The sequence below is a fragment of the Stenotrophomonas sp. TWI377 genome (assembly GCF_039674525.1).
In the GTDB taxonomy this organism is placed as follows: Bacteria; Pseudomonadota; Gammaproteobacteria; order Xanthomonadales; family Xanthomonadaceae; genus Stenotrophomonas.
This window is the reverse complement of the sequence record NZ_JBDJNT010000016.1, coordinates 1-14,566: the sequence shown is the minus strand read 5'-3', so window position 1 is coordinate 14,566 and position 14,566 is coordinate 1. Positions and strand designations below refer to the sequence as shown.

The following is a 14,566-nucleotide window of genomic DNA, read 5'->3' as shown; positions in this document are numbered from 1 at the left end:
CGCCACAGGGCGTGCCATCCTTTGAGAACGCTTTACCCCGCAATCAGGCGTCGCTGGCGACCAGCCCCATCAGTGCGTTGGCGTGATCGCGCCACTGCGGGAGCTTGTTGAGCACGCCGGCCCGCTGCAGATACTCCTCGTCCACCGGATCGCCATTGATCAGCGCCAGTGCTACATGCACCGCACCGGTCACCCAGAAACTGCGGGTGTTCGAGCGCTGCGGCTGCAGGTGGAAGGCCACCGCCTCGATGATCGGCATCGGCAGGCCCCACAGCCCCAGCAGGTAGGCGCCTGCCTCGGCGTGACCCGGGCGATTCTCTGCCGGGTCTTCGGCGGTGCGTTCGTTGCGTACGCCCGGCAGCAGCAGGCCGATGTCGGCCAGCAGGGCCGCGGTGGCGCCCAGTTCGGCGCTGGACTCCGGCAGCAGCTTGGCGGCCAGGCGGGAGGCCAGCAGCGCACGCTGTTGCAGCGAGTTGCGCTCGGCACCGGACAGCGGCTGCGCGGAAAACACTTCGCTGGCCAGGACCAGATCACGCAGGGTCGACAGCCCTAGGCGGGTCACGGCGGTGCGCAGGTCGGAAATGATCCGGCCATTGTTGAAGAATGCCGAGTTGGACAGCTGCAGCACCTTGGCTGCGATGGCCGGGTCGGCCGCGACCAGCTTGGCCACGTCGGCGGTGTTGGTATCGTCGTCGTGCTCAAGCGCCTGGGTCAGGGTCAGGTACAGATGCGGCGGGGAGGGCAGCTTCTCGATCCGGCCGATGGCGCTGCGCAGGCGCGCGCTGTCCAGCAGTTCGCGCAGCTCTTCCAGGCTGGTCAGGGCTTCGAGCAGGACCTCCGGGGCCAGCGGCATCGGCAGGAAGCGATGGGCCACGCCGATCAGGCGCGCCGGCGGTGGCCGGTTGCCATGCTCGGCATCCACCAGCGCGATCCGGATGGTTTCAGGGCGCAGCGTGCGGATCTGGCCGAGCAGTGTCGTAGCGTTGAGATCGGGCAACTGCGGGCACACGATCACCGCATCCACCGGCGAGCCGGCAACGATGCCCATGGCGCTCTGGCCATCGGTCGCGGTCAGCGGTTGCCACTCTTCCCCAAGATCGGCAATGAATTCCAACAGCTCAGCCGACAGGCTGGCTTCGTCCCCAACAAGCAGAATGCGCACGACACGGTCCCCTGGCTGACCACGGTGAAACGCACCGTGGACGGTGTGAAGAGACGCAATGTACCCAATCCGGCACGAATAGTGATGTGCCGCATTGAAAAAACGTGATGCGCATCGCTCCGGCAGCGGTGTGCCGGAGCGACGCCGGTCAGTCTCAGGCGATGTTGCCGAGGTAGCGCTGGTGCGCTTCGACCAGGATCTTCTTGGCTTCGGCGGCGCCGCCCCAGCCATCGAGCTTGACCCACTTGCCCTTTTCCAGGTCCTTGTAGTGCTCGAAGAAGTGGCCGATGCGCTCCAGCCAGTGGCTGGACACCTGCTCGATGTCCTCGACGTGGGCATAGCCACTGAACACCTTGGAGATCGGCACGGCCAGGATCTTCTCGTCGCTGCCGGCTTCATCGCTCATCTTGAGCACGCCGACCGGACGGCAACGCACCACCGAGCCCGGGACCAGCGGCAGCGGCAGCACCACCAGCACGTCGGCCGGATCGCCATCACCACACAGGGTGCTCGGCACGTAGCCGTAGTTGCACGGGTAGCGCATCGGGGTGGAGAGGATGCGGTCGACGAAGATCGCGCCGGTTTCCTTGTCCACTTCGTACTTCACCGGCTCGGAATCCTTCGGGATTTCGATGATGACGTTGATTTCTTCCGGCGGGTTCTTGCCCGGCGAAACGAGTTCCAGACCCATGGGTGTGCTCCAGCTGAGAGGGGGTACGGCGCAAAGTCCGCCATTTTAGGCCCATTGGCGGCCAGCGTGCAGCGCGACGGCGGCGCGGATGGGGCGCTGCACCCGAAAGGGGGCGTCCGCTGGGTGGGGGCTTGGCCACATCGGCCTGCCGGGAACCCCGACCGTTCATCGGGATGGCGCCTGATGTCGGGAACCAGAGCGCATGAGGATCATGCAGCTCTACCCGCCAGGAGCATGCCGATGACACTGACCCGCCTGATGGCCCGCACGCTGCTCCCCTTCTCGCTGGTGGCCAGCGCGGGTGTCCAGCCCGCCGATGCCCACCCGGGAAGGTATGTCGACCTGGTCGACTACCCGGACAAAGAGGCCAACTGGGACCGGTTCTACGCGCTTCAGGACCATCTGGGCGCCGAGTTCCATGACCTGTGCGGGGATACCTACTGCGAAGGGGCGTACAGCAACCACGTGCTGCTGCAGTTCCGATGCTCGGTGTGGCGGGCGACGGGGACGGTACACGCGTGCGCGCTGGTTGTCGGCGCCGGCAACCTCGATGTGGACACCCCGACGGGCCGGGTTCTGCCTGACAGCCGTGCCTGGGTCTGCGCCGCCCCATTGGGCGCCGATACGCCGGTGGAGATGCTGCAGGCAGCGCTTGAGCGCCGGGGGGCCTTGCTCCGGCCCTTGCCAGGCTCGTTCTTCTCGCTGCATGACGCCTTGTCTGATTGCCTGAACTGATCGCCCGGCATTGGATGCCATCTACAGGAGAACACTCATGCGTACCGCTATCGCCGGTGTAGTGCTGTTGGTTACTGCCTGGGGCGCTGCTGCCGTGGAGGCCAACGGCGGACGCGCGTATGTCGATGCGCGGCTGTATCCGAACCCGACGGCGGGCTGGGAGCGCTTCCGGGCGGCGGAGGCACGCCTGGTGCGCGGCTTCGATCAGGTCTGTGGCGATACCTTCTGCGAGGGGGAATACCACAACCTGCAGGCGCTTCGTTTCCGCTGCTCGGTGGACGCGGCTACCGGCCACGTCGGCGAGTGTCTGTGGACGTTTACGGGCAGTACGGCCCGTGTAGACATGAGGAGCGGCCGGATACAGGTGGATGCGCAGACCTGGGCGTGCCGGTTGCCGTTGGCTGGCAACACGCCGTTGTCCGATCTGCTGGGTACGCTGGAAGGCGAGGATCCACTCCATGCGCCGTTGCCTGGTACCCGCGACAGCATTTATGAGGGTCTGACCGTCTGTCTGTGAGCCAGGGGCTGTCGCCATGACAGCTGCGCCAAACGTGACTGATTCTCATTTGCGGAGTAACATGCCGCGCCTTACGGGTTGCCGTGTCCCTGCGGTCCCGCTTCGTGCATCGGCCCATGTCCACCAACGCCACTACCCTGACCGAGCTGTTGATCCGCGAACGCCCGGCGCTGCTGCGTCTGGTGCAGCGCATTCTGGGCAGCGACAGCGGCGCAGAGGATGTGATCCAGTCCATCTGGTTCAAGGCCCGGGGCGTGGACAGCGGGCAACCGATCAGCAACCCGCGTGCCTATCTGTACCGGCTGGCCGCCAACCTGGCGACCGATCATGGCCGTGAGCGCACGCGCCGCACGCGCCTGTTGGCCGAGCACTACCTGTGGGGCCCGGAGGAGGCGCTCTCGACCGAAGAGCAGGCGATGGCGCAGGACGAACTGCAGCGCGTGCTGGACGCGGCCGAGCACCTGCCCGAGCCGACCCGCACCATCTTCCGCCTCAACCGCCTGCAGGGCATGACCCAGGTGGACGTCGCCAAACGCCAGGGCGTGTCCGTGACGACCGTGGAAAACCACGTGCGCACTGCACTGCAGCGATTGGCCTGGGCGCGCACCGGGCGCTGAGCGGCACCCGCTGGGCTTGGGGAAGCCCGTTTCCCATCCGTCTTGATCATAATGCCGTCCCTTCCGGCCTCTTCTTCGTCCGCGCGTGATCGCGCGATCCACCGCCAGCCATGAGCCCGCCCCAACAGCCTCCGATGTCCCGACCTTTGCCGCCATCCGACCCTGCTGCCGTCCAGGCCCGTGCCTGGATTGCCTGGCTGGCGTCCGGCGCGGTCGAGCCGGTGCAGATGCAGGCCTTCGAGCAGTGGCTGGCCGAGCCGGACAATCGCCGCACCTTCGAATACGAGCGCCAGCTGTGGCGCAGCCTCGGGCCGCGACCGGTACCCGCGGCGGCGGCAACACGGTCACGGCGTCGGCCGCGGTGGCCGCTGGTCGGGGCGGCAACCGCGGCGGCGCTCGCGCTGGCGTGGATGGCACCGGAGGCGTGGCTGCGGCTGCAGGCCGATCACCGCAGCGGGACGGGCATCCAGGCCGTGGCGCTGCCCGATGGCAGCCGCGCCGTGCTCGATGCCGACAGTGCCATCGCGGTCCGGTACGACGGGCAGGTGCGCCGCATCGCGCTGTTGCGCGGGCACGCCTGGTTCCAGGTGACGCCCGATCCGGCGCGTCCGTTCCAGGTGGAGGCGCAGGGCGGTGTGATCGAAGACATCTCCACGGCGTTCGCGGTCGCCAGAGAAGACGATCACGTGGAAACGAGGGTCGAACAGGGCCGGGTCCGGGTCGCAGCGGCCGATCGGGCGGGCTGGACGTATCTCGACGCGGGGCAGCGCGCGCGCTTTGCACCGGGCGGGCGGGTCACGCGGGAGCAGGACGTCGCCCTTGACCGCATCGCCGCATGGCGCGAGGGCGAACTGCTGCTCGAGGCGACCGGGGTCGAGGATGCGGTGCGGCGCATCGCGCGCTATCGCGCTGGCGCCACCTTCGTGCGTGGCGATCTGTCGGCTCTGCCCGCCGTCAACGCCGCCTTCCGCATCGACCGGCCCGAACAGGCACTGGACGCGCTGGCGGTCAGCGCTGGCTTGAGCGTCACCCGGCTGCCGATGGGGGTGGCGATCGTGGCACCGGCCAGCATCACGGCGGAGTAGCGCCGCGAATCCGCCGTCGTGGCATCACGCACACGCACCGGTCTTGGGGCTGTGCCCGGTTCGTTCGTCTTACTCGGCACAACGTACCCGCCGCCGCCACGTACGTCCGCTGCATCCGCACCCGTGTGCGGGTGACCCGCCTCTGCGGCACTGATCTTCTGACAGGTTTTTCCATGCGCATCCCCACCCGCGCGGGCCATCGTCCGCGCCCGTCACGTCTCTGCATCGCTCTGCTCACTGCTGGCCTGGCGGCCGCGCCCGGCCTGCCGGCATTCGCCCAATCCAGCGCGGCACCCGCTGCGGCAACGCTGCGGTTCGACATTCCCGCCCAGCCGCTGTCCGATGCGCTGCGCACCTACATGCGCCAGTCCGGTGTGCAGGTCGCCTATCCGGCCGCGCTGGCCGAAGGCGTGACCTCCACGGCGGTGGCCGGGCAGATGGATGCGCAGTCTGCCTTGCTGCGCCTGCTGCAGGGCAGCGGGCTGAGCCTGCGCCAGGTCGGGCCGGAAGCGGTCACGCTGGAGCGTGCCGTGGCGGCAGCCAACGACGATGGCCTGATCGTCACCGATGCGCTGAGCGTGGCCGGTGACCGCATCGAGGGCGGCGGCGATGCCGAGCGTGCGCTGGAGGTGTACCGCACGGCGGGTTCCAGTGCCTATATCGCGCGCGCCACCATCGAGCGCTTCCGCGGCACCTCCACCTCGGACATCGTCAAGGGCGTGGCCGGCGTCACCGCGGGCGATCCGCGTACCGCCAACGCGCTGGACGTGAACATCCGCGGCATCCAGGGCCAGAGCCGCATCCCGGTGATCATCGACGGTGGGCAGTCCACCATGGATACCTACCGTGGCTACGCGGGCCAGTCGCAGCGCACCTATCTCGATCCGGACCTGATCTCCAACATCACCATCACCAAGGGGCCGACCCTGGGCGTCAATGCGTCCGGTGGCATCGGTGGCGTGGTCGAGATGGAAACGCTGAAGATCGACGACGTACTGCGTGATGGTCGCGATGCCGGGCTGCGCGTGCGCACCGGCATGGCCAATGCCAGCGCCAACAACGTACCCGCCTATGACGCCGCACCGCGTACCGACCGCAGCGCGCTGGGCAGCCAGTTCTTCAACATCGCCACGGCCAAGCAGTGGGATCGCGTCGACCTGGTCGCGGCGTACGCATGGCGCGAGAACGGCAACTACTTCTCGGGCAAGCACGGCTACGACGATTTCCCGCAGACGCGGCGCACCCTGGCGCCGTTGAATCCGCCGGATACCGAGGTGTTCAACACCTCCTCGCGCTCGGCGTCGTTCCTGCTCAAGGGCACCTGGCGCATCGACGACAACCAGACGCTGGAAGCCGGCTACCGCCGCTATGAAGGCACCGCCGGCGAAATCATGGCCTCGCAGATCATCCGCGTGGACCGCGACCGCGTGCCGCAGTGGGATCCGGGCCATGTGGACATGGATGCCTACAACCTGCGCTACCGCTTCAACCCGGACAATGAGCTGATCGATCTGAAGGCCAACCTCTGGTACACCGACGCCGACAGCCTGATGTACAACGGCCTGACCGGCATCACTCCGTGGTACTTCGATCGCCGCACCGAGTGGTACGACGGCCCGTCGTTCAATACCGATCCGGGCTACAAGGACGCCTACCGCAATGAGCTGACCCAGACCCGGCTCGGCTTCGATGTGGGCAACACCACGCACCTGGATTCCGGCGCCGGGCTGTTCACGCTGGACTACGGCCTGTCCTTCAGCGATGAGGACGTCGGCCCCGGCCCGCATTCGCCGGTCATGCACGACGACCTGGTCAACAACCGCTTCCTGCGCAACGCCGAGCGCAAGGAGTACAGCGCGGTGGCCTCGGTCAAATGGCAGCCGGACGAGCATTGGGAAGTGGTGGTCGGTGGCCGCTACAACCGCGTCAATGTGCACGACCGCAACCGCCTGGCCACGCCGGACAGCTACGGCGTGATCGGTCAGTATCGCTACACCCAGCTGCTGGACGGCAACCCGAACCTGCCGGCATGGCGCGCCAAGCGCATCGCCATGTTGAACTGGTATCCCGATGCCAACGGCCAGTTCACCGAGGCCTCGTTGCTGGCCTCCCCGTACGAGAAGGGGACGGTCGGTGACATCACCGGTTGGAACTTCTACGACGCCGATGACGCCGAAGACCTGCGCGTACCGGTCAGCTGGACCTGGTCGCAGCCGATCCGTCGCCGCGACAGTGCCTTCATGCCCAGCGCCAGCGTCGCCTACCGCTTTGACGAAGACACGATGGTGTACGTGAAGTACGCCGAAGGCGTGAAGCTGCCGAGCCTGTTCGAAACCACGCTGGGCCTGTTCACCGCGGCCAAGCCCACCGGTGAGCTCAAACCGGAGCGGGCAGGGACCTGGGAAATCGGCGCGAGCACGGTGCGCCACGGCCTGTTCACCGAGGGCGACCAGGCCGGGTTCAAGCTGGCCTACTTCAACACGCGCATCGATGATCTGATCACCCGCGATTACCGCACCCTGTCGGCCGGCCTGATCCGCAACGTGGACCGCTTCAAGGTCGCCGGCGTGGAGTTCCAGTCCAGTTATGACAGCGGCACGGTGTTCGCCGATCTGTCCGCGCATTACTACCTCCAGGCCAAGACCTGTGCGCCGGACATTGCCGCCGAGCGCCGCGCCTACGGTATCCAGCGCAGGATCGAGGAACTGAAGAACACCCCGGACTGCGTGGATGGTGGCTTTGAAGGGTCCTACAGCAACACCCAGAACCCGCCGCGCTACAACGTCAACCTGACCCTGGGTTCGCGGCTGTTCGACCAGCGCCTGAGTTTTGGTACCCGGGTGATCCACAACGCCGGCCCGATCAGCGCGCTGGACAAGGAATGGAACGTCGGCCTGTCGGCGATCCAGCAGCTGTACCGAGCGGCGACCATCGTGGATCTGTTCGCCAGCTGGCAGGCCAGCGAGCAGTTCGCGGTGGACCTCAACGTGGACAATCTGACCGACCGCTACTACCTCGATCCGCTGGCGTTGGGCGTGATGCCCGCACCCGGCCGGACCGTGCGGCTGGCGCTGACCTACCGCTACTGATGCCCGGACACGACAGGGGCCGGCATTGCCGGCCCCTGCGTGCCTCCGGCCTGCACACAGGGTGCGCGGCCGGTATCGGCATCCGGCGATCGCTCAGCCGGCGTTGGCCTGTACGGTCGCATCGGCGTGCAGCGCTTCACTGAGCTCATCGACCACGATCGCCCACTCCGCATCCGAGCGCAGCTGCTCGGTCAGGAACTGGCGCTGCCCGTCGTTCCAGTAGGGCGCTTCGATCAGGCGGATCTCGTTGGACAGCTGGTGATCGCGGATGAAGGCGGCAATCGCTTCCTCGCTGGCGTCCAGGCCGAGCTGCAGGAACAGATTGGTCATGCGCGGTTCGGTGGTGATCATCGTGTCATTCCAGTGGCAGGGCGTGGTCCGTATTATCGGGGCAAGGCCGTGACGGTGGCATGTGACGGTCGCACCGCTGATCACGCGACAATGGGCTTGGGGTTGCCCCCGTGCCAGACGTCTTCAACAGAGAACCGTGCCCCACTTCCCCACCCAAGCAGTGCCATGATCGTCATCGATACTCCCGAAGCCACCCGCAGCCAACGTCTCAAGGCGGCCACCCGTGACAGCCACGGCGCGCTGGACAAGCGCATCATGGCCGGCGACATCTTCGCCAGCCGCGACCTGTTCGCAAAGTTCCTGCGCGTGCAGTACCGCTTCCACCGCGATATCGACGCGCTGTACGGCAACCCCGCGCTGGATGCACTGCTGCCCGATCTGGACGAGCGCCGCCGGCTGCCGCTGATCGCCCGCGACCTGTCCGACCTGGAACAGACCCTGCCGCTCCCGGCATCCACGTACCTGGATGGCGACCTGCCGCTGCCGGTCGCCCTGGGCTGGCTGTACGTCGCCGAAGGCTCCAACCTCGGTGGCACCGTGCTCTACAAGATGGCTGCCAGGCTGGGTCTGGACAGTGGTTTTGGCGCGCGCCATCTGGCCGCCCATCCCGATGGTGCTGCCCGCCACTGGCGCGAGTTCACCGCCGCGCTGGATGGTGTCGCGCTGACCGAGGCGCAGGAGCAGCAGGTGATCGATGCGGCCGATGCGGCGTTCCGCAGCGTGCACGGGCATGTCGAGGAAGAATTCGCATGACCGCTGCGCCTTCCAGGCGCGTCGCGCCGGGCCGCAACTGCCGCCCATGATGCGCTGGCTCTGGTTCGGCCTGGGCTGGATCATGGTGGCGCTGGGCGTCATCGGCGCACTGCTGCCGGTGATGCCGACCACGATCTTCCTGATCCTGGCCGTCGGCTGCTTCGCGCGCAGCTCGCCGAGGTTCGAACGTCGGCTGCTCGAGCATCCTCGTTACGGTCCACCGCTGCGCCTGTGGCGCGAGCAGGGCGCGATCAGCCGCAAGGGCAAGGCCTTCGCCGGCGCCGGCATGGCGTTCGGCTTCGTCATGTTCTGCTGGGGCGCGCATCCGTCCTGGCCGCTGCTGGTGGGCGTCGGCCTGTTCTTTGCGGCCAGTGCGGCCTATGTGCTGTCACGGCCTGCGCCGCGGCCGTCGGCCACGGCCGACCGTCCGCCGGAGCGCTGAACGTGCTGTCTGCCCGGTACTGATTCCCACCGCCTCGCCCCGATACTCTTCGCCCCTTTCCTGCCTCCGGCCCCGCACGGTGCCGCGATGCCTCTGACTGATGACGTCCCCATGACCTTGCCCATCGCTCTTCCTGCCGCCGTGGCGGCACTGCCGCATGACCTGACCCCCTGGGGCATGTACCAGGCCGCCGATGGCGTCGTGCAGACCGTGATGATCGGGCTGGCGCTCGCCTCGATCGCCACCTGGACGGTGCTGGTGGCCAAGACCTGGGAACTGGGCCGGCAACGCACGCGGCTGCGCCAGGCACGCGCGCTGCTGTTGCAGGCCGCGCAGCTGCCGGTGCCGCAGACGCATCCGTTGCTGGACGACGGCGCAGCGCATGAACTGATCGACGCGGCCCGCACCGAGCTGCGCCTCTCGCAGGACGCGCAGGATCCGGTCGGGATCAAGGAACGGGTCGCCTCTCGCCTGGAACGCATCGAACTGGCGCATGCACGCCAGCTGCGCACCGGGGTCGGCCTGCTCGCCAGCATCGGCGCGATCGCCCCGTTCGTCGGCCTGTTCGGCACGGTGTGGGGGATCATGAACAGTTTCATCGGCATCGCCCACGCCAACACCACCAACCTGGCCGTGGTCGCGCCGGGTATCGCAGAGGCGTTGCTGGCCACCGCGCTCGGCCTGGTCGCGGCGATTCCCGCCGTCGTGATCTACAACCATTTCACCCGTGTGCTGGCCGGTATCCGCGGGCTGCTCGGTGACCTCTCGGCCGGCGTGCAGCAACTGGTCTCGCGCGATCTGGACCGCCTCGGCAATGCGCCGGCCGTGCGCGACGCGCGCTGAGGACCGGCCATGGCCATCAAGACCGCCCGCCACGACGACGACGCACTGGAAGAAAGCCACGACATCAACGTCACCCCCTTTATCGACGTGATGCTGGTGCTGCTGATCATCTTCATGGTCGCCGCGCCGCTGGCCACGGTGGATACGCCGGTGGATCTGCCGGCCAGCACCGCGCAGCCGCAGCCACGCGATGCCGAACCGGTGTTCCTCTCGGTGCAGGCCGATCTGTCGCTGAGCGTCAACGACGTGCCGGTCGGCAGTGATGGCCTGAAAGCCGCGCTGGAGCGGCTGACCGCCGGTGACCACGAACAGCGCATCTACCTGCGCGCCGATCAGACCGTGCCCTATGGCGATCTGATGCAGAGCATGAACGCGCTGCGCGCGGCCGGGTATCGCAGGATCGCGCTGGTCGGGCTGGAGCAGCGCAGCGAATGAGCCGCGACACCGCCGCAATGCTGCGCTGGGTAGGCAGTCTGGCGCTGGTCCTTGCCGCGCATGCCGTGCTGATCGGCGGCGCGCTGTGGTGGCAGCAGCGAGCGCCGGTGCGGGTCAACGATACGCCGGTGGAAGCGGTGATGGTGGAGTTGGCGCCGGTACCCGAGGCGCCGTCCGTACCGCCGAAAGAAATCCCACCCGGGCCGTTGCAGCAGGAACAGCATCGGCCCGAGCCGACGCCGGTGCCGAAGGTGGATCTGCCGCCGGACGACACCCCGGACGCGCAGGACGTCCTGCGTCGCCAGACACCGCGCGAAGCAGCGCCGACGGACCAGCACAACGTGGACCAGACGCTGGCGCCGCCGGCGGTGTCCGCACGGCCATCCGAGCGCTATGCCGCCACGCAGACGGTCGCCGGCCGCCAGGGCAGCGCGGCCGTGACCTGGCAGGGCCTGCTGCTGGGCCATCTGGAACAGTACCGCCGCTACCCGCGCCAGGCCGAGCGTCTGCGCCAGCAGGGTGTGGCCCATGTGCGCTTCTCGGTGGACCGGCAGGGCAACGCCTCCAACATCCGGCTGGGCCAGAGCAGCGGCCATCCGCTGCTGGACGAGGAAACGTTGGCCACGGTGCGGCGCGGCAGCCCGTTGCCGCCACCGCCAGCGGAGATCACCGGCGACCCGGTGGAGGTGATGGTGCCGGTGACGTTCTTTCTCCGGCGGCGCTGAAGCGGGTGTCACACGCGCGGCACGGACGTGCTGGCATGAGGCCAGCGCGTCCGTCCTGCCTCAGAGCAGTGGCACCAGCAGCAATGCCACGATGTTGATGATCTTGATCAGCGGGTTGATCGCCGGGCCGGCGGTGTCCTTGTAGGGATCACCGACGGTATCGCCGGTGACCGCGGCCTTGTGTGCCTCGCTGCCCTTGCCGCCGAAGTGGCCATCCTCGATGTACTTCTTGGCGTTGTCCCACGCACCGCCGCCGGTGGTCATCGAGATCGCCACGAACAGGCCGGTGACGATGGTACCGATCAGCAGGCCGCCGAGTGCGCGCGGCCCGAGCAGCAGGCCGACCACCACCGGCACCGCGACCGGCAGCAATGACGGGATGATCATTTCGCGGATCGCCGAGCGGGTCAGCAGGTCCACCGCGCGGTCGTACTGCGGTTTGCCGGTGCCGTCCATGATTCCGGGAATCTCGCGGAACTGGCGGCGTACTTCCTCCACCACCGCGCCCGCCGCACGACCCACCGCTTCCATCGCCATCGCGCCGAACAGATAGGGAATCAGGCCGCCGATCAGCAGGCCGATGATCACCTCATGGTTGGACAGGTCGAAGGCGAAGACCTCGCCGGGATTGGCGGCCTGCAGGTTGTGCGTGTAATCGGCGAACAGCACCAGCGCGGCCAGCGCGGCCGAGCCGATCGCGTAGCCCTTGGTCACCGCCTTGGTGGTGTTGCCGACGGCATCGAGGGGATCGGTGATGTCGCGGATTTCCGGCGGCAGTTCGGCCATCTCGGCGATGCCGCCGGCGTTGTCGGTGATCGGACCGTAAGCGTCCAGCGCCACGATCATGCCGGCCATCGAGAGCATCGCGGTCGCGGCGATGGCGATGCCGTACAGGCCACCAAAGTAGTGCGCCAGCCAGATTGCCACGCACACCGCGATCACCGGCAGGGCGGTGGACTTCATCGAGACACCAAGGCCGGCGATGATGTTGGTGCCGTGCCCGGTGGTGGAGGCCTGCGCCACGTGCTGCACCGGTTTGTACTGGGTGCCGGTGTAGTACTCGGTGATCCACACGATCAGCCCGGTCAGCACCAGCCCGATCAAGGCGCAGAAATACAGGTTCAGCGCACCGTGCGCGTTGTCGGGCATCAGCTGGGTGGTGATCGGATAGAACGCGATGGCGGCCAGGACACCGGACACGATCACGCCCTTGTACAGCGCGCCCATGATCGAGCCACCGGGCTTCACCTTGACGAACAGCGCGCCGACGATGGAGGCAATGATCGATACGCCGCCCAGCACCAGCGGATACAGCACCGCATTCGCACCGGCCTCGGCGATCATCAGGTTGCCGAGCAGCATCGTGGCGATCACGGTGACGGCGTAGGTTTCAAACAGGTCGGCGGCCATGCCGGCACAGTCGCCGACGTTGTCGCCCACGTTGTCGGCGATCACCGCCGGGTTGCGCGGGTCATCCTCGGGGATGCCGGCTTCGACCTTGCCGACCAGGTCCGCGCCGACATCGGCGCCCTTTGTGAAGATGCCACCGCCCAGCCGCGCGAAGATCGAGATCAGCGACGAGCCGAACGCCAGCCCGACCAGGGCGTGCAGCGTCTGCGCCACATCCAGCCCGAGTCGCAGCAGCAGCGCGTAGTAGCCAGCCACGCCCAGCAGGCCCAGCCCGACCACCAGCATGCCGGTGATCGCACCGCCGCGGAAGGCCACATCCATGGCCGCACTCAGGCCGTTGCGGGCAGCCTCGGCCGTGCGCACGTTGGCACGCACCGAAACGTTCATGCCGATGTAGCCGGCCGCGCCGGACAGCACGGCACCGATCGCGAAGCCGATCGCGGTGTACCAGCTGAGGAAGAGGCCAACCAGCACGAACAGCACGGCACCGGCGATGGCGATGGTCAGGTATTGACGGTTGAGATAGGCGCGCGCGCCTTCCTGGATGGCGGCGGCGATTTCCTGCATGCGGGCATTGCCAGCCGGTTGCCGGAGGATCCAGCGTGCCGACACGATGCCGTAGAGAATCGCGAGGATGGCGCAGAACAGCGCCAGAGAAAGCCCGTAACGTTCCAGCATGTCCCCTCCCGGGTGATGGAATGACATCCAGTGAACGGATGAACGTCTCCACGCGGGGGCACAACAGGCTGCAACCATGAACCAACCCGTTCAGACCGTGCCGGTCTTCAAGCGTGTGGCGGTGTTCAGCAATCCCTGGTGGCCGGAGTATGCGGGTAAATCCTCGATGCATGCCAGCAAGGATTTCAAACTGCGCGTGCGTGCCCGGATCGCCAACGACGGAGGTAGTGCCGGCCGCTGGCCGGCAACCACGCAGATCCGGACGAAGGGCCGCCTTTGCCACGCCGTTCAGCCATCCACTGGCAGCCTCGGCCCATCCCCCGCCGTTGGAGTCCTGCCATGTCCCCCCGTCATCTGTTGTGGCTGGCCCTGTTGCCCGCCGTGTCCGCCTTCGCCGCCGAAACCCCCGAGCTGCAGCGCGCCGCCGGCACACCGCAGGCGGTAGGCGCGGCCCACACGCTGCGCCAGATTCCCGAAGCCTGCGCACGGCTGGAAGGCGTGTTCACCGGCGAGGCGGCACAGCCGTACAAATTCGCCGTGGTCCGCACCAGCGAGCAGTGCCAGCCGCGTGCCCGCTTCGTCGATTACGAGAAGGCGCAGCCCAGCGAAGCCAAGGGCTGGAAGCTCAATGATGTGATCCGCGTGCCGAATGCCTCCTGCCCGGCGCAGCAGGCGGTGGTGCGCGTGTGGCGGATGCCGGTTACCACCAAGCCGGAACTCGATGGGCAGGGCCAGTCGCGCATCTACCTGGAAGACGCCAAGAAGCAGGCGGCTGCCGGCAAGATCGCCCAGGTGCCGATGTTCGCCGCGCAGATGAAGGTCGAGGGCAAGGCCTGCAACTGACGCCCCGTAACGGCGGGTAGTGCCGGCCGCTGGCCGGCTCCACGCGGACCGTCAGATGTGCGATGAAACCGGCCGCTGGCCGGCGCCCAGGACGTCGCCGGACACCGCGATGCCGGCCAGCGGCCGGCACTACCCGAGCGCCGGCCCGCCCGACGCTGCCGGCCCGCGGCCGGCACTACCTGAGCGCCGG

15 protein-coding genes are annotated in these 14,566 nt (G+C 67.7%); 11 read left to right on the top strand and 4 right to left on the bottom strand.

Features of this window, described 5'->3' with window-relative positions; translation table 11 throughout:
* Positions 1-43: 43 nt before the first annotated feature.
* On the bottom strand, positions 44-1,162 hold the full coding sequence (locus ABE546_RS13815; RefSeq protein WP_313209166.1) for an HDOD domain-containing protein: 1,119 nt from the start codon (positions 1,160-1,162) through the stop codon (positions 44-46).
* A gap of 154 nt (positions 1,163-1,316) precedes the next feature.
* Complete coding sequence (gene ppa, locus ABE546_RS13810; protein ID WP_019183821.1) at positions 1,317-1,853, bottom strand: inorganic diphosphatase; 537 nt, start codon at positions 1,851-1,853, stop codon at positions 1,317-1,319.
* Positions 1,854-2,093: 240 nt separating this feature from the next.
* Between ppa and ABE546_RS13805 the strand changes: the two genes are divergently transcribed.
* The 5 genes from ABE546_RS13805 to ABE546_RS13785 all read left to right on the top strand — a co-directional run bounded on the left by ABE546_RS13805 (position 2,094) and on the right by ABE546_RS13785 (position 7,896).
* Positions 2,094-2,588: a hypothetical protein gene (locus tag ABE546_RS13805; protein ID WP_313219650.1), complete on the top strand. Its 495-nt coding sequence runs from the start codon at positions 2,094-2,096 to the stop codon at positions 2,586-2,588.
* A 37-nt stretch (positions 2,589-2,625) separates the two neighbouring features.
* Entirely contained in the window at positions 2,626-3,105 is a 480-nt protein-coding gene (locus ABE546_RS13800) for a hypothetical protein (protein WP_346464120.1), read from the top strand.
* A gap of 116 nt (positions 3,106-3,221) precedes the next feature.
* Entirely contained in the window at positions 3,222-3,722 is a 501-nt protein-coding gene (locus ABE546_RS13795; protein WP_313209169.1) for a sigma-70 family RNA polymerase sigma factor, read from the top strand.
* Positions 3,723-3,856: 134 nt separating this feature from the next.
* Complete coding sequence (locus ABE546_RS13790; protein ID WP_313209170.1) at positions 3,857-4,807, top strand: FecR domain-containing protein; 951 nt, start codon at positions 3,857-3,859, stop codon at positions 4,805-4,807.
* Between the two features lie 173 nt (positions 4,808-4,980).
* The gene (locus ABE546_RS13785; RefSeq protein ID WP_346464118.1) at positions 4,981-7,896 is read left to right on the top strand and encodes a TonB-dependent receptor; all 2,916 of its coding nucleotides are present in this window, start codon (positions 4,981-4,983) and stop codon (positions 7,894-7,896) included.
* Positions 7,897-7,989: 93 nt separating this feature from the next.
* Here ABE546_RS13785 and ABE546_RS13780 read toward each other — a convergent pair whose 3' ends face one another.
* On the bottom strand, positions 7,990-8,247 hold the full coding sequence (locus ABE546_RS13780; RefSeq protein WP_259259230.1) for a DUF2789 domain-containing protein: 258 nt from the start codon (positions 8,245-8,247) through the stop codon (positions 7,990-7,992).
* 165 nt (positions 8,248-8,412) lie between these two features.
* Between ABE546_RS13780 and ABE546_RS13775 the strand changes: the two genes are divergently transcribed.
* The 5 genes from ABE546_RS13775 to ABE546_RS13755 all read left to right on the top strand — a co-directional run bounded on the left by ABE546_RS13775 (position 8,413) and on the right by ABE546_RS13755 (position 11,445).
* The gene (locus ABE546_RS13775; RefSeq protein ID WP_346464117.1) at positions 8,413-9,000 is read left to right on the top strand and encodes a biliverdin-producing heme oxygenase; all 588 of its coding nucleotides are present in this window, start codon (positions 8,413-8,415) and stop codon (positions 8,998-9,000) included.
* A 49-nt stretch (positions 9,001-9,049) separates the two neighbouring features.
* Complete coding sequence (locus tag ABE546_RS13770; protein WP_313209200.1) at positions 9,050-9,442, top strand: YbaN family protein; 393 nt, start codon at positions 9,050-9,052, stop codon at positions 9,440-9,442.
* Positions 9,443-9,553: 111 nt separating this feature from the next.
* Positions 9,554-10,285: a tonB-system energizer ExbB gene (gene exbB / locus ABE546_RS13765; protein ID WP_313219655.1), complete on the top strand. Its 732-nt coding sequence runs from the start codon at positions 9,554-9,556 to the stop codon at positions 10,283-10,285.
* 9 nt (positions 10,286-10,294) lie between these two features.
* Positions 10,295-10,720, top strand: a complete 426-nt coding sequence (gene exbD, locus ABE546_RS13760; protein WP_346464115.1) for a TonB system transport protein ExbD — start codon at positions 10,295-10,297, stop codon at positions 10,718-10,720.
* Entirely contained in the window at positions 10,717-11,445 is a 729-nt protein-coding gene (locus tag ABE546_RS13755; protein ID WP_313209175.1) for an energy transducer TonB, read from the top strand. Before exbD ends, ABE546_RS13755 begins: the two co-directional genes overlap by 4 nt.
* 60 nt (positions 11,446-11,505) lie before the next feature.
* Here the strand turns inward: ABE546_RS13755 and ABE546_RS13750 are convergent, their stop codons facing one another.
* Positions 11,506-13,533: a sodium-translocating pyrophosphatase gene (locus tag ABE546_RS13750; RefSeq protein WP_313209176.1), complete on the bottom strand. Its 2,028-nt coding sequence runs from the start codon at positions 13,531-13,533 to the stop codon at positions 11,506-11,508.
* Positions 13,534-13,872: 339 nt separating this feature from the next.
* Between ABE546_RS13750 and ABE546_RS13745 the strand changes: the two genes are divergently transcribed.
* The gene (locus ABE546_RS13745) at positions 13,873-14,376 is read left to right on the top strand and encodes a hypothetical protein (RefSeq protein ID WP_313209177.1); all 504 of its coding nucleotides are present in this window, start codon (positions 13,873-13,875) and stop codon (positions 14,374-14,376) included.
* Positions 14,377-14,566 lie beyond the last annotated feature (190 nt).